Origin of the sequence: Streptomyces sp. NBC_00316, from assembly GCF_036158715.1 — a bacterium.
Classification (GTDB): domain Bacteria; phylum Actinomycetota; class Actinomycetes; order Streptomycetales; family Streptomycetaceae; genus Streptomyces.
On the sequence record NZ_CP108023.1, the window covers coordinates 4,991,981 to 5,014,563 of the forward strand.

At 69.8% G+C, this 22,583-nt stretch carries 21 protein-coding genes; 13 read left to right on the forward strand and 8 right to left on the reverse strand.

Features of this window, described 5'->3' with window-relative positions; genetic code table 11:
- Nucleotides 1–19: 19 nt before the first annotated feature.
- The gene (locus OG878_RS22205; protein WP_328888398.1) at nt 20–2,149 is read left to right on the forward strand and encodes an FUSC family protein; all 2,130 of its coding nucleotides are present in this window, start codon (nt 20–22) and stop codon (nt 2,147–2,149) included.
- Between the two features lie 8 nt (nt 2,150–2,157).
- Here the strand turns inward: OG878_RS22205 and OG878_RS22210 are convergent, their stop codons facing one another.
- A complete protein-coding gene (locus OG878_RS22210) occupies nt 2,158–2,652 on the reverse strand; it encodes a hypothetical protein (protein WP_328888399.1) in 495 nt (164 codons plus the stop codon).
- A 281-nt stretch (nt 2,653–2,933) separates the two neighbouring features.
- Between OG878_RS22210 and OG878_RS22215 the strand changes: the two genes are divergently transcribed.
- Complete coding sequence (locus OG878_RS22215) at nt 2,934–3,176, forward strand: DUF397 domain-containing protein (protein ID WP_037690973.1); 243 nt, start codon at nt 2,934–2,936, stop codon at nt 3,174–3,176.
- 88 nt (nt 3,177–3,264) lie between these two features.
- Here OG878_RS22215 and OG878_RS22220 read toward each other — a convergent pair whose 3' ends face one another.
- On the reverse strand, nt 3,265–3,768 hold the full coding sequence (locus tag OG878_RS22220; RefSeq protein ID WP_328888400.1) for an ATP-binding protein: 504 nt from the start codon (nt 3,766–3,768) through the stop codon (nt 3,265–3,267).
- A gap of 331 nt (nt 3,769–4,099) precedes the next feature.
- On the opposite strand from OG878_RS22220, the gene OG878_RS22225 reads away from it, so the two are divergent.
- From OG878_RS22225 to OG878_RS22240, 4 genes are all read left to right on the forward strand, one after another.
- Nucleotides 4,100–4,981, forward strand: coding sequence for a helix-turn-helix domain-containing protein (locus tag OG878_RS22225; RefSeq protein WP_277326860.1), 882 nt, complete (start codon nt 4,100–4,102; stop codon nt 4,979–4,981).
- A gap of 54 nt (nt 4,982–5,035) precedes the next feature.
- The gene (locus OG878_RS22230; protein WP_328888401.1) at nt 5,036–6,493 is read left to right on the forward strand and encodes an aldehyde dehydrogenase family protein; all 1,458 of its coding nucleotides are present in this window, start codon (nt 5,036–5,038) and stop codon (nt 6,491–6,493) included.
- Between the two features lie 103 nt (nt 6,494–6,596).
- Nucleotides 6,597–7,148: a DinB family protein gene (locus OG878_RS22235; protein WP_328888402.1), complete on the forward strand. Its 552-nt coding sequence runs from the start codon at nt 6,597–6,599 to the stop codon at nt 7,146–7,148.
- A gap of 17 nt (nt 7,149–7,165) precedes the next feature.
- Entirely contained in the window at nt 7,166–7,807 is a 642-nt protein-coding gene (locus OG878_RS22240) for a PadR family transcriptional regulator (protein ID WP_328888403.1), read from the forward strand.
- A gap of 21 nt (nt 7,808–7,828) precedes the next feature.
- Here OG878_RS22240 and OG878_RS22245 read toward each other — a convergent pair whose 3' ends face one another.
- The 3 genes from OG878_RS22245 to OG878_RS22255 form a co-directional block, all read right to left on the reverse strand.
- Nucleotides 7,829–9,253 (reverse strand): glutamate decarboxylase, encoded by a 1,425-nt coding sequence (locus tag OG878_RS22245; RefSeq protein ID WP_328888404.1) that lies wholly within the window; start codon nt 9,251–9,253, stop codon nt 7,829–7,831.
- A gap of 16 nt (nt 9,254–9,269) precedes the next feature.
- Entirely contained in the window at nt 9,270–9,533 is a 264-nt protein-coding gene (locus OG878_RS22250; RefSeq protein ID WP_328888405.1) for a hypothetical protein, read from the reverse strand.
- A 152-nt stretch (nt 9,534–9,685) separates the two neighbouring features.
- Nucleotides 9,686–10,963, reverse strand: a complete 1,278-nt coding sequence (locus OG878_RS22255) for an ion channel protein (RefSeq protein WP_328888406.1) — start codon at nt 10,961–10,963, stop codon at nt 9,686–9,688.
- A 169-nt stretch (nt 10,964–11,132) separates the two neighbouring features.
- Here OG878_RS22255 and OG878_RS22260 point away from each other — a divergent pair, with 169 nt between their 5' ends.
- Nucleotides 11,133–11,891 carry a MerR family transcriptional regulator gene (locus tag OG878_RS22260; protein WP_328888407.1) on the forward strand — a complete coding sequence of 253 codons (759 nt, stop codon included), beginning with the start codon at nt 11,133–11,135 and terminating at the stop codon, nt 11,889–11,891.
- A gap of 68 nt (nt 11,892–11,959) precedes the next feature.
- Here OG878_RS22260 and OG878_RS22265 read toward each other — a convergent pair whose 3' ends face one another.
- Complete coding sequence (locus OG878_RS22265) at nt 11,960–12,325, reverse strand: YbjQ family protein (RefSeq protein ID WP_328888408.1); 366 nt, start codon at nt 12,323–12,325, stop codon at nt 11,960–11,962.
- A 146-nt stretch (nt 12,326–12,471) separates the two neighbouring features.
- On the opposite strand from OG878_RS22265, the gene OG878_RS22270 reads away from it, so the two are divergent.
- Nucleotides 12,472–13,191 (forward strand): DedA family protein, encoded by a 720-nt coding sequence (locus OG878_RS22270; protein WP_328888409.1) that lies wholly within the window; start codon nt 12,472–12,474, stop codon nt 13,189–13,191.
- 29 nt (nt 13,192–13,220) lie between these two features.
- On the opposite strand, the gene OG878_RS22275 is transcribed toward OG878_RS22270, so the two are convergent.
- Together OG878_RS22275 and OG878_RS22280 are read right to left on the reverse strand one after the other, a co-directional pair.
- A complete protein-coding gene (locus OG878_RS22275) occupies nt 13,221–14,933 on the reverse strand; it encodes a threonine/serine ThrE exporter family protein (RefSeq protein ID WP_328888410.1) in 1,713 nt (570 codons plus the stop codon).
- Between the two features lie 168 nt (nt 14,934–15,101).
- Nucleotides 15,102–15,596: an inorganic diphosphatase gene (locus OG878_RS22280; protein ID WP_003968257.1), complete on the reverse strand. Its 495-nt coding sequence runs from the start codon at nt 15,594–15,596 to the stop codon at nt 15,102–15,104.
- Between the two features lie 86 nt (nt 15,597–15,682).
- Between OG878_RS22280 and dacB the strand changes: the two genes are divergently transcribed.
- The 5 genes from dacB to ftsH all read left to right on the forward strand — a co-directional run bounded on the left by dacB (nt 15,683) and on the right by ftsH (nt 22,560).
- Nucleotides 15,683–17,188 (forward strand): D-alanyl-D-alanine carboxypeptidase/D-alanyl-D-alanine endopeptidase, encoded by a 1,506-nt coding sequence (dacB, locus tag OG878_RS22285; RefSeq protein ID WP_328888411.1) that lies wholly within the window; start codon nt 15,683–15,685, stop codon nt 17,186–17,188.
- Nucleotides 17,189–17,237: 49 nt separating this feature from the next.
- Nucleotides 17,238–18,374, forward strand: a complete 1,137-nt coding sequence (locus OG878_RS22290; protein WP_328888412.1) for a zinc-dependent metalloprotease — start codon at nt 17,238–17,240, stop codon at nt 18,372–18,374.
- Nucleotides 18,375–18,572: 198 nt separating this feature from the next.
- A complete protein-coding gene (gene tilS / locus OG878_RS22295; protein ID WP_328888413.1) occupies nt 18,573–19,676 on the forward strand; it encodes a tRNA lysidine(34) synthetase TilS in 1,104 nt (367 codons plus the stop codon).
- Nucleotides 19,677–19,774: 98 nt separating this feature from the next.
- Nucleotides 19,775–20,314, forward strand: a complete 540-nt coding sequence (gene hpt, locus OG878_RS22300) for a hypoxanthine phosphoribosyltransferase (protein WP_030972308.1) — start codon at nt 19,775–19,777, stop codon at nt 20,312–20,314.
- Nucleotides 20,315–20,532: 218 nt separating this feature from the next.
- A complete protein-coding gene (gene ftsH, locus OG878_RS22305; RefSeq protein ID WP_328888414.1) occupies nt 20,533–22,560 on the forward strand; it encodes an ATP-dependent zinc metalloprotease FtsH in 2,028 nt (675 codons plus the stop codon).
- Nucleotides 22,561–22,583 lie beyond the last annotated feature (23 nt).

Below are 22,583 nucleotides of genomic sequence, written 5' to 3' on the forward strand. Positions count from 1 at the left end.
TTCCGGCTAGGCTCTGGGCATGAGCTGGCTCCGGGCGCTGAAGGAGACCGCCCGCTCGGGGCTGAAGATCGAGCGGCGGCGCCTCGAACCGCTCATCGCGATCCGTGGTGCGGCCGGGCTCGCCCTGGTCATCGGGGTCGGTCTCGCCGTGTTCGGGCCGCTGGTCGCCGCCAGCTCCGCCTTCGGCGCCTTCCAGGCGGCCATCGCCACGTTCCAGCGCAGTTGGCGCCCCAGGCCCGTTCTCGCCCTGGTCTCCGGCGCGAGTCTCGCCGTATCGACGTTCCTCGGCTACGTCACCGGTCCCCGCCTCCTGCTGTTCATGGCCCTGCTGGTGCTCTGGACCTTCGCGGCCGGACTTGCCTGGGCGGCGGGGCCGACGGGCGGCATCATCGCGTCGTCCAACGTCGCGATCATGCTGGTCACGATCACCCTCCCCACCTCGGTCGCGGAGGCGGCCGTGCACAGCGCGATGATCGCGTTCGGCGGGGTGGTCCAGGCGGCGCTGATCGTCCTCTTCCCGGTACGCAGGTGGGGTGCCCAGCGCGACGCCCTCGCCGACGCGCTGGCGGCCGAGGCCGACTACGCCCGCAGACTGCGCCACGACCCGGCCGCGGAGTTCGATCCGGTCCCGCTGATGACGGCCCGCAGCGCCGCCGCCGTCACCCCGCGCCAGGCCCGTCACCGCCCGGCCGAACTGCGCGGCTCCCGCGGCGTCGCCGAACGGATCAGGCCGGTGCTCGCCTCCCTCGCGGACCCGGCGATGGGTGTCCCGGACGAGGGCCCCGAACGAGACAGGGTCCGCGAACTCCTGGCCGCCGCCGGATCCGTACTGGACGCGGCGGCCCGCGCGATCCGCCACGGTGACCCGGTACGCCTCGCCCCTCCCGCCGTCGCCACCCTGAAGACCCCCGACACGGCTGTGCTCCTGACCGGCCCCGCCCGCCGGGCCGCAGCCCGCCTCGGCGCGCTGCTCGCCGACGTCATCGAGACGGCCGAGGGCGAGGGCACGAAGGAGGAGCAGGCGGAGGCCACCGAAACCGCCGACGCCCTTGCCCCGCACCGTCGCCGTCCCACCCTGCTGCGGCTGGTCCCCGTCGTCGTGGGAGCGATGCGGGCCGAGCTGCGCTCCGGTTCACCGATTCTCCGGCACGCCCTCCGGGTCTCCGTCGTCGTCGGCGTCGGCTATCTCATCGGCACCGCGCTGCCGTTCGGCCACGGCTACTGGGCGCCGATGGCGGCCGTCATGGCGATGCGTCCCGAGTTCTCCCAGACGTACGCACGTTCCGTGGCCCGGTTCGGCGGGACGATCGTCGGGGTCGCCCTCGCCACCGCGGTCGTCCAGGCCGCCCACCCCGGTGTGCGTCTCTCCGCCGTCCTCGCCGTGCTGTGCGCCCTGCTGATGTACCTGCTGATGCGCACCGGTTACGCGGTCGCCCAGGCCTGCGTCTCCGCGTACGTCGTCTTTCTGCTCGGCATGGCGGGCGGTGACTGGTCGCAGACCGTACTCGAGCGCGTCGTCCTGACCCTTGCGGGCGGCCTGCTCGCGATGGTCTCGTACGCCGTCTATCCGGCCTGGGAGACGCCACGGCTCCGCCACCGGCTCGGCGACTGGCTGGCCTCGGACGGGCGCTACGCCGCCGCCGTCGTCGACCAGTACGCCGCCCCGGCGGAAGAGGGCCGGGACGACGTCCGGGCCGCGCTCCTCGCCACCCGTGAGTGCCGCGTGGCCTATCAGGAGGCGGTGGCGACCGCCCAGCACGAACCGGTGCGCAACCGCGGCCTCTCCCGCACCGCCGCCGACGACGCCCAGCACGCCCTCGCCCAGTTCGGCCGCGCCGCGATGCTGCTGGAGGCCCACCTTCCGATGGTCGGCGCCACCCCCGTACCCGCCGCCGCGTTCCTTGCCGACGCGCTGCGCCGCGACACCGAGAAGGGTGCGAAGGACGTGCGGGAGCGGCGCGCACCGCGCTGGGATGCGGTCCGTGCGGCGCTCGCGCGGTGGGACGAGGAGACCCGTCCGCACGGGCAGGTGCCCACCCCGGTCGTGCGGAGCGGGGGCGACCTGCTGCTCGAAACCCTGGAGGAGTTCTCGCGGGGCCTGGACGACGGCTCGGCCGGCCCGGAAGGATCCGGCCGAGCCGTCCCGTAGAAGGGCACTCAGGGAGTGGGCAGGCCCGGCAGTGCCGTCGGCAGCGAACCCGGCTTGGTCTTGGCCAGGGTGTCCTTCCCGCCGGCGTCCCACGACACGGTGATCGTCTTGCCGTCGTTGGACTCGATGGATCCCATGGTCCGGTCGGTGTTGCCGTCGGTGCACTTCAGCACCAGCATCACCTTGCCCATCTCCTTCACCTCGCCCGAGCAGACGTGTGCGTCTGCGACGAGAGCGGCCTTCCCGGAGGCGACGGACAGGGCGACTGCCTTGCCGTCGGTCAACCCGGCCCAGGTGCCTTCCAGTGCCGATGCGTCGCCGGCGGAACCGCTGTCCCCGGAGTCGCTGCCGCCGGAGCCGCTGCCACCGGTGGCCGAGGCCTGTCCGCCGGTGCTGCCCTTGCCCGAATCGTTCTTCCCGCCGTCACTGCCACAACCGGTCAGTGCGACAGCGGCGACCAGACCCGCTGTGACGACGGCTCCGGTGCGTACGAGTTTGTGCACGTGAATTTCCCCCTTGTCGACGAAAGACCGCGCAAAACTACCAGGGTGCACGGATCGGCTCACGGGGGAACGGCAGGGCGGAACCGCAGCAACTCCCGGGAACGGGAGCCAAATAGACGCTCCGTTCGTCTATCTCCTGGGGGGCGGGGCGGACGGGGACGGCAAAGCTGTAATCAAAGGACCACCGCGCGTGCACGTGCATCTGCTCATGCATGCGCATATGAACAGAGCTATGATCCGAGACAGTTGACACTTGCACCTTGCAACTCGGGGAGCGTCCTGTGCACCACGTGTACAACGGCATGGCGGCCACAGAGCTTCGCGGAGTCGTCTGGCAGAAGAGCAGGCACAGCAACTCCCAGGGATCTTGTGTGGAGTTCGCCAAACTGCCCGACGGTGATGTGGCGATGCGGAATTCACGCCACCCCGACGGGCCGGCCCTGGTCTATACGCCGGCCGAGATAGAGGCGTTGCTGCTCGGTGTGAAGGACGGGGAGTTCGATCACCTGATAGCGGGCGGCTGACACACGCGCGCCCGTGAACGGTCGCGCGTGGGCGCCCGCGGCCGGTCCTGCTCGAGGTGCATGCGTACAGGTCGCAGGCCCGTACGTGTCACACGTCGTCGGACAGCCGGAACAGTGCCCAGACGACCTTGCCGCGTGGAGCCGGCGCCTCCGTCGGCAGGTTCTCCGTACCCAGTACAGGGGATGTGTGCCAGCCCCAGGAGTCGCTGAACGACTCCACCAGGAACAAGCCACGGCCCGATTCCGCCGACTCGGCCGCCTCGGCCGCGACCGGGCTCTCCTGGCTGGGGTCGCGCACCGCGCACACCAGCCGCGAGGTCCAGCGCATGAGGTGCAGCCGCACAGGGGCGTCCTGGGGGTCCCTCGGGGCGTCCGCCGGCAGTGCGTGCCGCAGTGCGTTGGTCACGAGTTCGGACACGACCAGTGCGACATCGTCGAAGCGGTCGCTCAGCTCCCACCGGTTCAGCGTCGCCCTGGTGAACTGCCTGGCCCCGCCGACGGCTTCGTAGCGGGCCGGAAGAGTGCAGGTGGCCGACCCGGAGACGGCTGAGGGATCGATGGGGGGAAGCCCCTGCCGTAACGGCTCGAGCATCGTCGATCCATTCGTCCCCATGCGAGGCACTCCCGTCCCGGGATTCGCGGCTGTAGCAGTACTGCGGTGGTACAGCGGCACAACACGAACGAGCACGCAGGTGCGCGGGGTCCATGGTTCCGAATGCGCTGGGCAGATGCAAGGGCAGATGCACGTGCACGCGCCTGACCTGTCCGATCCCGTACCGGTTCTTGCTCATTTCTTCCTGCAGGCAGTTCCGCAGCTTTCTGAAAGTCTTCCATTTCCGTAATCGAATGAGTACGGGCTGAAGCGTTTTGATGGCAGAATCCGGCTCTTGGGGTTCAGGGGGAGCCCCGATGCCCAGGAAGCGATGGGGAGGGTTGGACCGGTGGCGGCAGGCGAGTCGAGTGGATCCGTGGTGCGGCGCATCCTGCTGGGGTCTCAGCTCAGGCGGCTGCGCGACTCGCGCGGCATCACCCGCGAGGCGGCCGGCTACTCCATCCGGGCTTCCGAGTCGAAGATCAGCCGCATGGAGTTGGGACGGGTGAGCTTCAAGGCAAGGGACGTCGAGGACCTGCTCACGCTCTACGGTGTCACGGACGAGGTGGAGCGCGACTCCTTGCTCGGTCTGGCCCGTGAGGCGAACGTGGCGGGTTGGTGGCACAGTTACGGAGACGTGCTGCCCGGCTGGTTCCAGACGTACATCGGTCTGGAGGGGGCTGCCTCACTCATCCGGATCTACGAAGTCCAGTTCGTCCATGGGCTGTTGCAGACCGAGGCCTACGCCCACGCCGTCGTCTCCCGAGGCATGCGCGGCGCCCCCGCCGCCGAGATCGACCGCAGGGTCGCGCTCCGGCTGGAGCGGCAGAAGGTGCTGGTATCCGAGCGGGCGCCGCGCTTCCACGCCGTACTGGACGAGGCGGCGCTGCGCCGTCCCTACGGTGAACGCGAAGTGATGCGCGCACAATTGCGGCATCTGATCGAAATGTCGGAGCAGCCGAACATCACGCTCCAAGTGATGCCCTTCAGTTTTGGCGGGCACGCGGGCGAGAGCGGTTCCTTTACGATGCTGAGTTTCCCGGAATCCGATCTGTCGGACATTGTCTATTTGGAGCAGCTGACAAGTGCGCTCTATCTGGACAAGCGCGAGGAAGTCGCCCAGTACGAAAAGGCCATGGTGCGGCTCCATCACGACAGTCCGGGCCCCGAGGAGAGCCGCGATCTGCTTCGCGGCCTGCTCCAACTGTCCTGATACATCAGTACGATGACGTCTCAACGGGAGTCTGCACCTGCAGTAAGGGATCGCATGTCCTTCTTCAATGAGCTGGCCAACCAGTACATCGACGGTGAGTGGCGGACCGGTACCGGCTCCTGGGACATCATCGATTTCAATCCGTACAATGGCGAAAAGCTCGCGGCGATCACCGTCGCCACCGCGCACGAGGTCGACGAGGCATATCGCGCGGCCGAGCGCGCCCAGCGCATCTGGGCCGGCACCAATCCGTACGATCGCCGCCTCGTCCTCGAACGCGCCCTGCGCATCACGGACGAACTCACCGAGGACATCATCGGCGCGATCACCGACGAGCTGGGCGGCACCCGGCCCAAGGCGGAGTACGAGGTCGCCTGCGCCAAGGACTTCCTGCGCGAGGCGATCCAGCAGGCGCTGCGCCCCGAGGGCAGGATCCTGCCGTCCCCGGTGGAGGGCAAGGAGAACCGCGTCTACCGGGTGCCCGTCGGCGTCATAGGCGTGATCAGCCCTTTCAACTTCCCCTTCCTGGTGACGATGAAGTCGGTCGCGCCGGCCCTGGCGCTCGGCAACGCGGTCGTCATCAAGCCCAACCAGAACGCGCCCGTCGTCGGCGGCGGACTGATCGCCAGGATCTTCGAGGAGGCCGGGCTGCCCGCCGGGCTGCTCAACGTCCTGGTCACCGACATCGCCGAGATCGGCGACGCGCTCATAGCGCACCCCGTACCCAAGGTGATCTCCTTCGCCGGCTCGGACCGGGTGGGCCGCCATGTCGGCGCGACCGCCGGTGGACTCTTCAAGCGGGCCGTCCTCGAACTCAGCGGCAACAGCGCTCTGGTGGTGCTGGACGACGCGGACATCGACTACGCGGTCGACGCGGCGGTGTTCAGCCGCTTCGTCTACCAGGGGCAGGTCTGCATGGCCGCCAACCGCATCCTGGTGGACCGCTCCATCGCGCCGGAGTTCACCGAGAAGTTCACCGCCAAGGTGGCCGCACTCAGGACCGGCGACCCGCGGGATCCGGCCACCCAGATCGGCCCCGTCATCAACACCTTCCAGGCCGATGCGCTGACCGCCCTGGTCGACCAGGCGGTCGCGGAAGGCGCCACGGCGCTCGTACGGGGCCGCACCCGCGGCAATCTCGTCGAGCCGACCGTGCTCGCCGGGCTGCCGGAGGACTCCCCGCTGCTGGCCCAGGAGATCTTCGGCCCGGTGGCGCTGCTGATGACGTTCGACGGCGAGGAGGACGCCGTACGGATCGCCAACGACTCCCCGTACGGGCTGAGCGGCGCCGTGCACACGGCCGACGCCGAACGCGGGGTGCGGTTCGCGCAGCGCATCGTCACCGGGATGTTCCACGTGAACGACTCCACCATCCAGGACGACCCGCTGGTGGCCTTCGGCGGCGAGAAGTTCTCCGGATCGGGGCGGCTGAACGGCGATGCCACCGTGGAGGCGTTCACCACCCAGAAGTGGATCTCGATCCAGCACGGCCGGACCGAATTCTCGCTCTGATGCCCGCCTGTTGAGGACTGAAGCTGTCCGCAAGGGTCCGTAGCTTGGTCGGTGTCAGGAAGACACCGGGCGCAAGCCCGAACGGTTCCGAAAGGCGGACACCATGGTCACTCACGTTCCCGCAGAGGCCCACGGAGACGAGCGCGGGGCGCTCCTCTCCTTCGTCGAGGCGCAGCGCGGCGCGATCCGGCGCTCGCTGATCGGGCTGACCGAGGAGCAGGCGGCGAGCCGGCCGAGCGCCGGCGAGCTCTCTCTTTCCGGGCTGCTCAAGCATGTCGCGGAGACCGAGCTGAACTGGCTGCGCCTCGCCCAGCAGCGTCCCAACGAGCAGGCCCGCACCGAGGAGACCTGGGCGGACAGCTTCCGGCTCGTCGGGGACGAGACCGTCCCGCAGATGCTGGAGCTCTGGGCGAAGGTCGCCGCGGAGACCGAGGAGTTCATCCACGCGGTGGGCAGCATGAACGACACGTTCCCGCTGCCCGAGGCGCCCTGGTTCCCGAAGGACGAGAAATGCTCGATGCGCTGGCTGCTGGTCCATCTCGTCGAGGAGATCGCCCGGCACGCCGGGCATGCGGACATCATCCGGGAGTCTCTGGACGGCCGTACCGCGTTCGAGCTGATCGCGCAGGAGGCGGACTACCCTAGTCAAAGTTGAATAGGAAGGGTGAGTGGATGTCCGCGATCCGGCTGCTGGTCCTCGGCGCCGTGCGGCAGCACGGCCGGGCGCACGGCTATCAGGTCCGCAACGACCTGGAGTACTGGGGCGCCCACGAGTGGTCCAACGCCAAGCCGGGCTCGGTCTACCACGCCCTGAAACAGATGGCGAAGCAGGGGCTGCTGGTCGCCCATGAGATCGCTCCGAGTACCGCAGGGGGGCCGCCCCGCACCGAGTACGAGATCACGGGGCGGGGCACCGAGGAGTACTTTGCGCTGCTGCGCGCGGCGCTGACCTCGTACGACCAGAAGATGGACGTGCTGTCGGCGGGCATCGGCTTCATCGTCGACCTGGAGAGGTCCGAGGCGGTCGCGCTGCTGAAGGAGCGGGTGGCGGGGCTGGCGGCCTGGCGGGCCTCGGTCACCGAGTACTACACGCCGGAGGAGGGGCCCGAGTCGCTGGGCCACATCGGCGAGATCATGAACATGTGGGTCCATTCGGCGGACGCGGGGGCCGCGTGGACGCGGGGGCTGATCGCGCGGATCGAGGGCGGTGCGTACACCTTCGCGGGTGAGGGTGATCCGTTCGTCGGTGTACTCGCCGAGGGTGAGGAGAACCCGTACGCGACCGGTGCCCCGGCTCCCCGGCCGGGGCGGTAGAGCGCAGGCGTCGCCATCCGCTCAGTGGTGGAAGGCCGTCGCGACGTCCCTGTCATGACTCAACGGATGCCGCTGGCCGCGCAGTTCGGGCAGCAGCTGACGCAGGTCCTCCAGGAGCAGTTCCGCGAGGTCCGAGGAGAAGCCATTGCGGCACACCACCCGGAGCACCGACAGATCCTGCCGGTTGGCGGGGAAGGTGTACGCGGGCACCAGCCAGCCGTGCTCACGCAGCCGCCGCGACACGTCGAAGACGTCGTACGCCTGCACTTCGGGGGTGGTCGTCAGGGCGAAGACGGGCAACTCATCACCCCGGGTGAGGAGGTGGAAGTCGCCCAGCTCCTCGATCTGGGTGGCGAGCCCGCTCGCCACGTCGCGGGCGGCCTGCTGAACGGCGCGATAGCCGTCGCGGCCCAGCCGCAGGAAGGTGTAGTACTGCGCCACCACCTGCGCACCGGGGCGGGAGAAGTTCAGCGCGAAGGTCGGCATGTCGCCGCCCAGGTAGTTGACCCGGAAGACGAGCTCCTCGGGGAGATCCGAGGGCGAGCGCCACAGGACCCAGCCGACGCCCGGGTAGACCAGTCCGTATTTGTGCCCGGAGGTGTTGATGGACGACACCCGGGGGAGCCGGAAGTCCCACACCAGGTCCTCGTCCAGGAACGGTGCCACCATCCCGCCGGACGCGCCGTCGACATGGACGGGGATGTTGAGGCCGGTGTGCTCCTGGAGATTGTCCAGGGCTGCGCAGAGGTCGGCGATGGGCTCGTACGAGCCGTCGAAGGTGGAGCCGAGGATCCCGACCACGCCGATGGTGTTCTCGTCGCAGAGCTCTGCGGCGGCCTGCGGGTCGAGATGGAATCGGCCGCCCTCCATCGGGACCTGCCGGGCCTCGACCTCCCAGAAATTGCAGAACTTCTCCCAGCAGACCTGCACATTGATGCCCATGACCAGATTGGGCTTGGCGGTCGCCGGGTAGCGGTCGGCGTTCCTGGTCGCCCAGCGGCGTTTGAGCGCCAGGCCGGCGAGCATGCAGGCCTCGCTGGAGCCGGTGGTCGAACAGCCCACAGTCGTTGCGGGGTCGGGGGCGTTCCACAGGTCGGCGAGCATCGCCACGCAGCGGCGTTCCAGCTCGGCGGTGCGCGGGTACTCGTCCTTGTCGATCATGTTCTTGTCCCGGCACTCGCCCATCAGCACCCCGGCCTCGGGCTCCATCCAGGTGGTGACGAAGGTGGCGAGATTGAGCCGGGAGTTTCCGTCGAGCATCAGCTCGTCATGGACCAGGCCGTATGCGGTCGAGGGCGGCAGCGGTCCGTCGGGCAGCCGGTGCCGCGGCGGCGCGGACGTCATCCCGGCCGTCGGATCCGCCTCGCCGAAGAACGGGTTCAAGGCGCGCCTGCGCCGCTCTTTGGACGGTTCCTTGTCGCGATTCGAACCTTTGTGGAGAGGCATCGGCGGACAGCCCTTCTCAGTTCTCGGCGGCGAAGCCGGTCTTGGCCGCCCGGGTGGACTTCACGGCCCGCTCGGCCTGCACCCGGGCGGCTGTCGCCCTCGTGCTCGCGGCCCGGCCCGGGTGGGAGCCGATGACCGTCTGCGGCGCGTGTCCGGCCGCCTTGCGCAGCCGTACCTCCGCACCTGCCTTCCCGGTGCTCTCGGCGATGACCTCGGCCGTGGTGGCAACGGTGCCGGCGGGGGAGCAGTGAAGGACGGCGACGTCGACAGACGTGGGCATTGCGGGAAACCTCCGACGGGCATACCGGGATGTGATCGTTCGAATGCGACGATACGGATAAGTGGCGCAACCGGCTCGTCGGACGGGGCGGTTGCGGGACCCCGACGGGTCGCCCCGGCAGATCACCCCGGCGGATCCTGACGGGCTCCGGTTCACCGCAGTGGTGTGCCGTCCTCGTGGAGCTGCATCTGCGGCCGCCCGGTCACCAGCAGCCAGCCCGGCAGCGAGGCGACGCACAGCAGCGGCAGTACGGTCGCGTCGCCGACCAGCACCGCCGCCGTGAACAGGCTCAGCCAGCCCTGCCGGGTGATGGCCAGCAGTACCCCCAGCACCCCGCACGGGACCGCCAGCGCCAGAGGTACCGCGCCGACCAGGGCATGGGCACACATCCCGAGCGCGACCCCGGCGAACACGGCCGGGAAGATCCGGCCGCCCCGGAAGCCGCAGGTTGCGGCGATCACCAGAGCGGCCGTCTTCACCACCGCCATGACGGCGAACTGCCCGGCCGACCAGCCGCCCGGGTCGGCGCTGAGCTGCTTCACCTCGTCCAGCCCCTTGAAGAGGGTGAGATGCCCGCCGAGCGCGCCGAGCAGACCGAGCAGCAGGCCGCCGCAGGTCAGCATCAGGACGGGGTGGCGGAGCGTGCGGAAGGCGCGGTGCGCCCGCGGGAACGCGTACACCGCCGCGAGTCCCAGCAACGCCCCCGCGGATGTGATCACGACCGAGGAGAGCAGATCGCCCCAGTGCGGGCCGGGGTACGGCGGAAGCGACAGGTCGAAGCTGGGGTGGGCCAGCAGGGTCATGGTGAGAGCCCCCGCGGTGCCCGCCGCGAGCGGGCCGAAGAGCCGGTCCCAGAGGGCGCCCGGCTCACCCCTGCCGGTCGCGAGCAACTCGGAGAGGATCAGGGCCGCGGCGACGGGGGTGCCGAACAGTGCGCCGATGGTGCCGGCCGAGGCGAAGGCGATCCAGAGGGTGGCCGGAGTCCGCGGGGCGGCCCGGCGGCCCAGCCAGAAGGCGAGCGCGATATTGGCAGCGGTGATCGGGTTCTCGGGCCCCAGGCTGACCCCGCCCGCCAGCGCCAGGACGGTCACGGCCAGCAGTCCGGGGATGACGTCCGGCGGCAGGGGTGCGTCGACCAGTCCGGTGGTGGCCGGATCGGGTCCGGCGTGACCGTGCACCGTACGGACGGCCAGGCCGACGGCAAGCCCGGTCGCGGTCAGCATGATGATCATCCACAGCGAGGAGTACCTGCCGAGGGAGAGCGCGTCGGGAAGCGTCTCCCAGAGCACGTCCTGCAGCTCTTCCGCGAGCAGGCTGATGCCGAGCAGGACGAGTGCCGAGGCCACGCCGACGATCAGGGCGGGCACGATGAGATGCAGCAGCCGGCGCGCGGACGCGGGCTCGACGAGCGCGGGCGAGTCGGAGGCCATCGGCTCACGATAGCCATGCAAAAGCGGCATAACGCCCCTATTGCCGGCGGGTGTGAGGCAATTCGGGCTTGCACCTCACGTCACGTCAGGGCTCAGGCTCGGACACGTACCGACGCACCGACGCGCAGAGCGAAGAGAGGGAAGGGGGCGGGTGGCGGTGGATCACGCCGTGGATCACTCCGTGGGACAGGTCGCCGGTTTCGCCGGGGTCACGGTGCGCACCCTGCACCACTACGACGCCATCGGCCTGCTCTCGCCCAGCGGGCGCAGCCACGCGGGTCACCGGCGCTACGACGACGGCGACCTCGACCGGCTGCAGCAGATCCTGTTCTACCGGGAGCTGGGCTTCCCGCTCGAAGAGATCGCGGTGCTGCTCGACGACCCGGACGCGGATCCGCAGGACCATCTGCGCCGCCAGCACGCCTTGCTGTCCGGCCGGATCGCCGAGCTCCAGAAGATGGCCGCCGCCGTCGAGACAGCCATGGAGGCACGGAAGATGGGCATCAATCTCACGCCCGAGGAGAAATTCGAGGTCTTCGGGGCCAAGGACCCGGAGCAGCACGCGGAGGAGGTCGAGCGCCGCTGGGGCGGGACGGCCACGTACGCCGAGTCGCAGCGCCGGGTGGCCCGCTACACCAAGGACGACTGGAAGCGGATGCAGGCCGAGGTCGCCGAGTGGAGCGAGGCGTACACCGCAGTGATGGAAGCGGGCGAACCGGCCACCGGCGAGGCTGCGACGGAGCTGGCCGAGGCGCACCGGCTCCACATCACCAAGTGGTTCTACGACTGCACCTACGAGATCCACCGCGGGCTCGGCGAGATGTATGTGAGCGACCCGCAGTTCCACGCGTACTACGCCTCGATCAGGCCCGGCCTGGCCGAGCATCTGCGGGACGCGATCAACGCCAATGCCGAGCGCCGGGCGTAACCGGCTGCAGGGGTGCGGTACGGGGCCGAGGGCGCGAGTCCGCGGCCCCGTACCGGCGTATGCGCATGTCAGGCCTTGTTGATCACGGCTGCCGTGCCGTAGGCGCAGACCTCCGTACCCACGTCCGCCGCTTCCGTCACATCGAAGCGCATCATCAGCACCGCATTGGCGCCGCGGGCCATGGCCTGCTCGACGAGCCGCTCCATGGCCTGGTTGCGGGTTGCGACGAGGGTCTTGGTCAGCCCCTTCAGCTCACCGCCGATCATCGACTTCAGCCCGGCACCGATCTGGCTGCCGAGGTGACGTGAGCGCACCGTCAGACCGAACACCTCACCGATCACCTGGGTCACCTGGTACCCGGGGACGTCATTGGTGGTGACGACCAGAACCTCGGAATGTGCGGTCTGGCCGCCGCCGTAATCTTCCATGCCCATCGTGTGGCACCTCCTGGAGACAGCTTTGTCCCGGTTCACCCCCTGTGCATCCGCGCGTGGGCCACTGGAACCCGGAGGCGCCCCGTGGCGTTGATAGCTTTGGGCGGCCACGCAGCCGCCATCGACCGATCCTGGAGCCCGGACCCTTGAATACGCTTGCGCTCGGACCGAGCTGGCTGGACCCGGACTACCTCATCGGGCAGTTCGGGCTGCTCGGCGTTCTGGTCATCGTCTTCGCCGAGTCGGGACTGCTGATCGGTTTCTTTCTGCCCGGCGATTCGCTGCTGTTCACCACGGGTCTGCTGGTGACGACGGGCAAGCTGCACACCCCGCTGTGGCTGGTCTGCATCCTGGTGGCGCTGGCGGCGGTCATCGGCGACCAGGTGGGCTATCTCTTCGGCCGCAAGGTCGGCCCGTCGCTGTTCAAGCGGCCGGACTCCCGCCTCTTCAAGCAGGAGAACGTCGAGAAGGCGCACGACTTCTTCGAGAAGTACGGTCCGAAGTCGCTGATCCTGGCCCGCTTCGTGCCCGTCGTGCGTACGTTCACGCCGATCATCGCCGGTGTGAGCCGGATGAACTACCGCTCGTTCATCACGTACAACATCATCGGCGGCGTGCTCTGGGGAGTCGGCGTCACGCTGCTCGGCGCCGGGCTCGGCCGGATCGAATTCGTCCACGAGAACATCGAGGCGATGCTGGTCCTGATCGTGCTGATCTCGGTGGTGCCGATCGCGATCGAGTTCCTGCGCGCCCGCAGCAAGTCGAAGAAGGAAGCGGCCGCGCAGGGCGGCGAGGGGCAGGGGCACGGCCCGGTCGCCGGAGGCGGCAGCTCGCCCGCGGGCCGCGGCCGACACGCCAAGCGCTGATCACGGGGCGATCGGGTCCGTACCCGCCGTCAGAAGCCGCGCGTCCGCTTGGCCGCGCGGCGGTTCGCCCCGCCGACCGCCCCCGGCACCCGCATGAACAGCCGCGAGATCTCGCTCCCCAGGTTCACCCCGATCGCGATGGCCAGCGCCGTCGCCACCGCGGTCGACAGAGCGGCGAGTCCCCGGTCCAGCTCGTTCTGTGCGATACCGAGCAGGGCGAAATACGTGGCCGAACCCGGCAGCAGCGGACCGATCGCCGCCGTGACGAACGGCAGCGACGAGGTGTGCCGGTACCGCGAGAACAGCTGCCCGAACAGCCCCACCAGGCCCGCCGCCACCGCCGTGGCCGCCACCGGCGAGATACCCGCGGTCCGGGCCATCGCCCCGTAGATCACCCAGGCCACGCCGCCGTTGAGGGTCACCGCGAGCACCGTGGACCGCTCCTGCTGAAGCAGGATCGCGAAGGCGAAACAGAGCGCCATCGACGCCAGGATCTGCACCACGGGCCGGTCGTGGAGCACGAATCCCGCTTCCGGATTCAGCTGGGCACCCAGCTGCAGCCCCAGATACAGGACCAGCAGCACACCGGTGATGATGCCGATGAACAGGTACATGACTTCGAGGAGCCGGGCCGCCGCGGTGATGTAGAAGCCGGTCAGGCCGTCCTGGACGCCCGCCACCAGAGCCCGCCCCGGCAGCAGGGCGAACAGCCCACCGGTGATGACGGCGGACGGCGGGATGTCCGTCGGGTGGGCCAGGGTCAGCAGGACGCCCATCGCTGCCGGGGGCATCGCCGCCGCCACGAACTGGTAGAACTCCGGCAGCCCGCGCCCCGCGAAGAGCCAGGCGAGCCGGTCGCCGAGCATCGCGCCGACCGCCGCCACCACGAAGACCAGCGCGTTGCCGCCGACCAGCACCGACGCCGCCCCGGCCAGTCCGCCGCCGGCCAGCGTCAGCACCCAGCCGGGGTACGGGTGCCGGTTGCGCCGGATCTCGGCGAGCCGCCGGTACGCCTCCTCCAGGGAGACCTCGACGTCCTCGGTGGTGATGTCGTCGACGAGCCGGAAGACGGCCGCCAGCCGGGTGTAGTCGGTGCCGCGGCGGCGTACGGTGCGGCTCGCCGTCACCGGGTCGTCGACCAGCGACGGCTGGTGCGAGATCGACAGCAGCGTGAAGGTGACGGTCGGCTCGCTGCGGTCGAGACCGTAGCTGCGGGTCACCGCGAACATCGCGGCCTCGACGTCCTCCGCGCCCTCGCCGCCCGCGAGCAGCAACTCCCCGATACGCAGGGTCAGGTCGAGCACGCGCGGCACCGCGGGCCCCGCTTCGTCCGGCTTCTGCACCGGCTCGGGCGCCGGCCGCTCGGCGACCGGCATCCGCAGCATCGTGCGCATCCGGTCCTGCCAGGGGGCCTCCTTGGTCAGCAGGACCATGGGAATGCCGTGCGCCGGGGTGAAGGCGGGCAGCGGCTCCTTGGCGCCGCGGGTGCGCGGCGGGGCGAACGCCGAACCCGCCGTCTCCGATCCGGAGCCCGAAGCGGAATCGGACCCGGAGGCCGGTGCCGGGCCGGAGCCGGGCCCCGGCAGCTCGGCCAGGGAGGCCGGGACGGCAAACTCCGAACTGGGATGGTCGTCCTCCGGCGCGGCTGCGGGCCTGCCCACCCCGGCCGGCGGGACGAAGGCGCTGTGCGCCTCGTCGGACTGGGGCTTCTGGTCCTCCGGACCACCCGGTTCCGCCACCACTCGACCCTGCTCCTTCTCGGCTGCGCGTCTTCGGCTGCGCCTGTGCCCAGTATGGGCGCCCATACGAAACGGGCGGCACACCGGTGAGGGTGTACCGCCCGTTCCCTGGCCGGAACCGCAAGCGGAACCGGAATCAAGCCTGTCCTGCGACTGCGGGGACCGCAGACGTCAGTGCGCGCCGCCCTGCGCCTCGAGGCGCTTGTAGGAGGCCTCGATCTCGGCCTCGGCCTCGGCGCGGCCGACCCAGTCGGCGCCCTCGACGGACTTGCCGGGCTCCAGGTCCTTGTAGACCTCGAAGAAGTGCTGGATCTCCAGGCGGTCGAACTCCGACACGTGGTGGATGTCGCGCAGGTGCTCCACCCGGGGGTCGGAGGCCGGGACGCACAGCAGCTTGTCGTCGCCGCCGGCCTCGTCCGTCATGCGGAACATGCCGATGGCGCGGCACTTGATGAGGCAGCCGGGGAAGGTCGGCTCGTCCAGGATGACCAGCGCGTCCAGCGGGTCACCGTCCTCGCCGAGAGTGTTCTCGACGAAGCCGTAGTCCGCCGGGTAGCTGGTCGAGGTGAAGAGTCGACGGTCCAGGCGGATCCGACCGGTCTCGTGGTCCACCTCGTACTTGTTCCGCGAACCCTTCGGGATCTCGATGGTGACGTCGAACTCCACGGGTGGCTCCTCCATGATCAACACATACGACTGGTGATTAAGTGTCCCCCACGGAGATGTGTGCTCGCGAAAGGGGCTGGTCAACGGTGGCCGAGCCGGTGAAAAGACCATCGATCAATCCGTTGAAGAAGCTCGGCGGGCGTGCCGGAGCAAGCCGGCCGAGCACATGGAACGGACTGAGCAACTGGCAGTTCACGGCAGGCTCCGCCGTCCTCGGCCTGGCGCTCGCAGCCGGCGCCGTCCTCGCCGCCGGCCCCTGGGACTCGGGTCAGCGTAAGGCCGAGCAGGAGTGGGCCGCCGCGCAGGACCGCACAGGTGTCGCACATCACGAGCCCGCCGCACCGTCCGGACCGGCCCCCGCCCCCAGTGCCCCGGCGGTCCTCGCGGGCCTGAGCAGCGGGATCAACAAGTCCGCACCGGACGTACCCGGCACCCCGGACGGGGCAACGGCCGACCTTCGCGCGACCCTCACCCCGCTGCTGAACTCCTCCGCGCTCGGCACCGTCCGCAGCGCCGTCGTCATCGACACCGCCACCGGCAAGCGGCTGTACGGCAAGCGCGCCGACACGGCCATGACGCCCGCCTCCACCGTCAAGATCGCCACCACCGTTGCCGCGCTCTCCGCCCTCGGCCCCGGACACCGCATCGCCACGACGGTCCAGGCGTCCCCGGACTCCCGCGCGCTCACCCTCGTCGGCGGCGGCGACCCCACGCTCGACAAGGCGGCGCTGCGTGAGCTGGCCGCCGACACCGTGCGCGTGCTGCGCGACCGCGGGATCGACACCGTCCGGCTCGCGTACGACACGTCCCGGTACTCCGGCCCCGCACTGCACCCGATCGGCCCCAATGAGAACATTGCCCCGGTCAGTGCCCTGATGGTGGATGAGGGGCGGCTCGACCGTTCGGACAGCGGCCCCGCCCCGCGCAGCGGCGACCCGGCCGGTGACGCCGCCCGCGCCTTCGCCGGACTGCTCCACGACGCGGGCATCGGCACCGGGTCCGGCCCGGCGCCCGGCCGCCCCGCCGCGAAGTCCCGTCCCGTCGCCGAGCACCTCTCCATCCCGCTGTCCGGCCTCGTCGAACGGGCCCTGACCAACAGCGACAACGACATCGCCGAGGCGCTGGCCCGGCAGACCGCCCTGGCCTCGGGCGAACCGGCCGACTTCGCGGGCGGCCGACGGGCCGTCACCGCCCAGCTGAAGAAACTGCATCTGCCGCTGGCCGGCGCCGAGTTCGCCGACGGCAGCGGACTGAACCGGCAGGACAAGGTCACCGCCGGGCTGCTGGCCGGTCTGCTGGCGCGAGCCGCCGACCCGGCCCACCCCGAACTGCGCCCCGTCCTCACCGGCCTCCCGGTGGCCGGCTTCAGCGGCACGCTCAAGAGCCGGTACGCGCCGAAATCGACCGGCACCGGCCTGATCCGCGCCAAGACGGGCACACTCACCGGGGTGAACACCCTCGCCGGAACGGTCGTCGACAGTCAGGGGCGGCTGCTCGCCTTCGCCTTCCTGGCGTCCGGTACGACCTCACCGGCCGAGGCCCAGTCCGCTCTCGACGCCCTCGCCGCGAGCCTCGCCGGCCGCACCCGATGAGCCGGTCAACAGCTCACCGCGGAGCGATCCGAACACGTACGGTTGACGCATGACGAGCATCGGTGGTGCCGAGATGGTCGACTGGAATCTGGCGGTCGCGACCGCGACCCGGCTTGTGCGGCCGGGTCCCGAGATCAGCCGTGAGGAGGCCCGCGAAGTCGTCGCGGAGCTCCGCCGGCATGCCAAGTCCGCGGAGGAGCACGTCCGCTCGTTCACCCGGATGATCCCCGAGGGGACCGAACCGGAGGACACCCCTGTTCTGGTCGTCGACCGGTCCGGCTGGATCAAGGCGAACGTCGCGGGCTTCCGCGAACTGCTCCGACCCCTCCTGGAGAAGATGCAGGACCGGCGCGGCAGCAGCCCGGGCGGCGCGGTGCTCGGCGCGGTCGGCGGCAAGGTCACCGGCGTCGAACTGGGGATGCTGCTGTCGTTCCTGGCGTCCCGGGTGCTCGGCCAGTACGAGACGTTCGCCCCGGCCGGCCGCGACCTCCCGGCCTCCGCCGGCGGCGGAGGAGGCAGGCTGCTGCTCGTCGCCCCGAACATCGTCCACGTCGAGCGTGAACTGGAGGTCGACCCGCACGACTTCCGGCTCTGGGTGGCGCTCCACGAGGAGACCCACCGCACCCAGTTCACCGGGGTGCCATGGCTCCGCGACCATCTGCAGGGCGAGATCCAGTCGTTCCTCGACGAGACCGACATCGACCCGATGACCGTGCTGGAGCGGCTCCGTGAGGCCGCCCAGTCGCTCGCCGGAGGCCGGCCCGAGGGCGAGGAGGGCGAGGACGACGGCCGCAGCCTCGTCGAGATCGTCCAGACCCCGGCCCAGCGCGAGATCCTCGGCCGGCTCACCGCGGTGATGTCCCTGCTCGAAGGGCACGCCGACTACGTGATGGACGGTGTCGGCCCCGAGGTCGTGTCCTCCGTCGGAGAGATCCGGGAGAAGTTCCAGCAGCGCAGGGCGCGCGGGGCGTCCCGTCTCGACCAGGCGCTGCGCAAGCTCCTGGGTCTCGATGCCAAACTGCGCCAGTACCGGGACGGCGAACGGTTCGTGCGCGCGGTGGTCGAGGAGGTCGGCATGGACGGCTTCAACCGGGTCTGGACGTCGCCGAACACCCTCCCCACCAAGGCCGAGATCGCTTCCCCCGCGGACTGGATCGCGAGGGTGCACCGTAAGGCAGAGTCGTGATCATGGCGCGGCCGACGGAGGAAGACGACAGAAGTACGCGCCGGTAATCACCCATCCGAGGGACCGTTGTGGCATGGAAAGGCGTGCAATGCTCGATGGACGGCCTGGCTCTGTCACCATCGACGCACTCTGAGTGACGGCACTCCTCCGTCCCGACGCTCCGAGGCACCTCCCGAAACTTCACGAAGGGCACCGGACATGGGTCCCCATCCTGCGGTCGCGGCGATACGCCTGGCGGTCCGCCGCGTACTCCACGACGTACTCAACGAACATGCCGAACACGCCGGGCGCATCCAGCGCCGCGCCGCGCGCCCCGAGCTCGCCGAAGCCGGCTCCGGCAGGCGGAGCGCCACACTCCCCGATCGCCCCGCACGCCTCGACCGGCCCGGCACCCCGCTGGTGCTGGTCGCCTGCTCGGGCGGCGCCGACTCCATGGCACTCGCCTCCGCCCTCGCCTTCGAGGCCCGCAAACTCGCCGTCCGGGCCGGCGGCATCACCGTCGACCACAACCTTCAGCACGGGTCCGACGTCCGCGCCGCCGAGGTCGTCGCCCGGCTCAGGTCCATGCACCTCGACCCGGTCGAGGCCGTAGCCGTGCACGTCGGCCGCGACGGCGGGCCCGAAGCGGCCGCCCGGGATGCCCGCTACGCCGCCCTGGACGCGGCGGCGGAACGGCACGGCGCCGCCGCCGTGCTGCTCGGGCACACCCGCGACGACCAGGCGGAGACGGTCCTGCTCGGCCTCGCCCGCGGCTCCGGCATCCGCTCGCTCTCCGGCATGGCCGCCGCATCCGGCCCGGCCGGCCGCTACCGCCGTCCCTTCCTCCAGCTCGACCGGCAGACCGCCCGCAAGGCCTGCCTCGTCCAGTCCCTGCCCGTCTGGGACGACCCGCACAACATCGACCCCGCCTACACCCGTTCCCGGCTGCGCCACGAGGGCCTGCCCGCCCTCGAGAAGGCCCTCGGCAAGGGCGTCGTCGAGGCCCTGGCCCGTACCGCGCAGCTCTCTCGCGACGACGCCGACGCCCTGGACACCTGGGCCGCCGAGGCGGACTCCGCCGTACGTGACGACGCCGGGCAGTTGGAGTGCGCCAAGCTGTACGCGCTGCCGCCCGCCGTCCGTCGCCGGGTGCTGCGCCGGGCGGCCGTGGAGGCCGGCGCTCCGGCAGGTTCGCTGTTCGCCCGGCACATCGAAGAAGTCGACCGGTTGATCACCGGCTGGCGCGGCCAGCAGGCCATCAACCTCCCCGGCCGAGTCGAAGCCCGGCGCCAGGGTGGCAGACTGGTGATTCGGCAGAGCTGACGCACAGCGGCTGACATGCAGGCGAGCAGCCGCGCAGGTCCGGGGCACCACCCCGGACCGGGCAGGCAGAGAAAGAGACGCGGGTGAACGAGAAGGACATGGGCACCGACCTTCAGGCGGTGCTCCTCACCAAGGAAGAGATCGACGCGAAGCTCGTCGAGTTGGCCGCGAAGATCGACGCGGAGTACGCGGGCAAGGACCTGCTCATCGTCGGTGTCCTCAAGGGCGCAGTGATGGTGATGGCGGACCTGGCGCGCGCGCTGTCCACCCCCGTCACCATGGACTGGATGGCCGTCTCGTCGTACGGCGCGGGCACCCAGTCCTCCGGTGTCGTCCGGATCCTCAAGGACCTGGACACCGACATCAAGGGCAAGCACGTCCTGATCGTCGAGGACATCATTGACTCGGGCCTGACGCTGTCCTGGCTGATGTCGAACCTTGGCTCGCGTGAGCCGGCCAGCCTGGAGATCTGCACCCTGCTGCGCAAGCCGGATGCGGCGAAGGTCGCGCTCGACTGCAAGTGGGTCGGTTTCGACATCCCCAACGAGTTCGTCGTCGGATACGGGCTGGACTACGCGGAGAAGTACCGCAACCTGCCCTTCGTCGGGACGCTCGCCCCGCACGTCTACGGCGGCTGACCGGCCCGCACCCCCGTCCCCGGCGCCTGCCCGACCTGGGTGGGTCCCGTGGGGAACCCTTGACCGTCGCCCGCCGTTGGACCATTCGAAGGCGGGTTTGACAGACGTCCCCGGCGGTCGCGGGTGACAATGCTGGGGTACCGTCCGAAGAACAGTCTTTATCTCACAGCAGCATTTACCTACGGGCAGGAGGGACGGGGCGACTTCGCTCCGTATGGATGGACGTGAAGCGATACTTCCGTGGGCCGGTCATGTGGATCGTGCTGGCCGTCCTCGCCGTGGTCGTGTTGATGCAGGTCGTCGGCTCGTCGGGCGGCTACAAGACGGTGGACACCGGCAAGGTGATCCAGGCGATCAGCAAGGACCAGGTGGAGCAGGCCAAGCTGACCACCGGTGACGAACAGATTCTCAAGATTGAGCTGAAGGACGGCCAGAAACTCTCGGGCGAGTCCGGCAGCAAGTTCCAGGCGAGCTACATCGGTGACCAGGGCGTCCAGCTCGCCGACACGCTGCAGAAGAAGTTCGAGAGCGGTGACATCGAGAAGGGTTACACCGTCTCGCCGTCGAAGCAGTCCCCGTTCATCTCGATCCTCCTCTCGCTGCTGCCCTTCGTCCTGATCGTGGTCGTCTTCCTGTTCCTGATGAATCAGATGCAGGGCGGCGGCTCCAAGGTCATGCAGTTCGGCAAGTCCAAGGCAAAGCTGATCACCAAGGACACCCCGAAGACGACCTTCGCCGATGTGGCGGGGTCCGACGAGGCCGTCGAGGAACTCCACGAGATCAAGGAGTTCCTCCAGGAGCCGGCGAAGTTCCAGGCCGTCGGCGCCAAGATCCCCAAGGGTGTCCTGCTGTACGGGCCTCCCGGTACGGGCAAGACGCTGCTCGCGCGTGCCGTCGCCGGTGAGGCGGGCGTCCCGTTCTACTCGATCTCCGGTTCCGACTTCGTCGAGATGTTCGTCGGTGTCGGTGCCTCCCGGGTCCGTGACCTGTTCGAGCAAGCCAAGGCGAACGCCCCGGCGATCGTCTTCGTCGACGAGATCGACGCCGTCGGCCGGCACCGCGGTGCGGGTCTCGGCGGTGGTCACGACGAGCGCGAGCAGACCCTGAACCAGCTGCTCGTCGAGATGGACGGCTTCGACGTGAAGGGCGGCGTCATCCTGATCGCCGCCACGAACCGGCCGGACATCCTCGACCCGGCGCTGCTGCGCCCGGGCCGCTTCGACCGGCAGATCGCGGTCGACCGGCCGGACATGCAGGGCCGCCTCGAGATCCTCAAGGTGCACCAGAAGGGCAAGCCGGTCGCCCCGGACGTCGATCTCGGCGCCGTGGCCCGTCGGACCCCGGGCTTCACCGGTGCCGACCTGTCGAACGTGCTGAACGAAGCGGCGCTCCTCACGGCGCGCAGCAACCAGAAGCTGATCGACAACGTGATGCTGGACGAGGCGATCGACCGTGTCGTGGCGGGCCCGCAGAAGCGGACCCGGATCATGTCCGACAAGGAGAAGAAGATCACCGCGTACCACGAGGGCGGACACGCCCTGGTCGCGGCGGCTTCGCCCAACTCCGACCCGGTCCACAAGATCACGATCCTCTCCCGCGGCCGCGCCCTCGGTTACACGATGGTGCTGCCCGAGGAGGACAAGTACTCCACGACGCGCAACGAGATGCTCGACCAGCTGGCGTACATGCTGGGTGGGCGCGCGGCCGAGGAGCTGGTCTTCCACGACCCGACCACCGGCGCTGCGAACGACATCGAGAAGGCCAGTGCCACGGCCCGCGCGATGGTCACGCAGTACGGCATGACGGAGCGGCTCGGCGCGATCAAGTTCGGCGGTGACAACACCGAGCCCTTCCTGGGCCGTGAGATGGGTCACCAGCGCGACTACTCGGAAGAGGTCGCGGCGCTCGTCGACGAAGAGGTCAAGAAGCTCATCGAGACCGCGCACAACGAGGCCTGGGAGATCCTCGTCGAGAACCGCGACGTTCTCGACAACCTGGTCCTCCAGCTGCTGGAGAAGGAGACCCTCGGCAAGGAGGAGATCGCCGAGATCTTCGCCGGAATCGTGAAGCGTCCGGCCCGTCCGGCGTGGACCGGCTCCGCACGGCGTACGCCGTCGACGAGGCCTCCGGTGCTCTCGCCGAAGGAGCTGGCTCTGACCAACGGTGTCACCACCGCCAACGGCTCGACGCAGACGGACACCGCGCCGGCCACCGAGGCGGTCCCGGAAGACCGTCCCGAGAGCTAGTACCGACGCCGGTGTGACCCCCG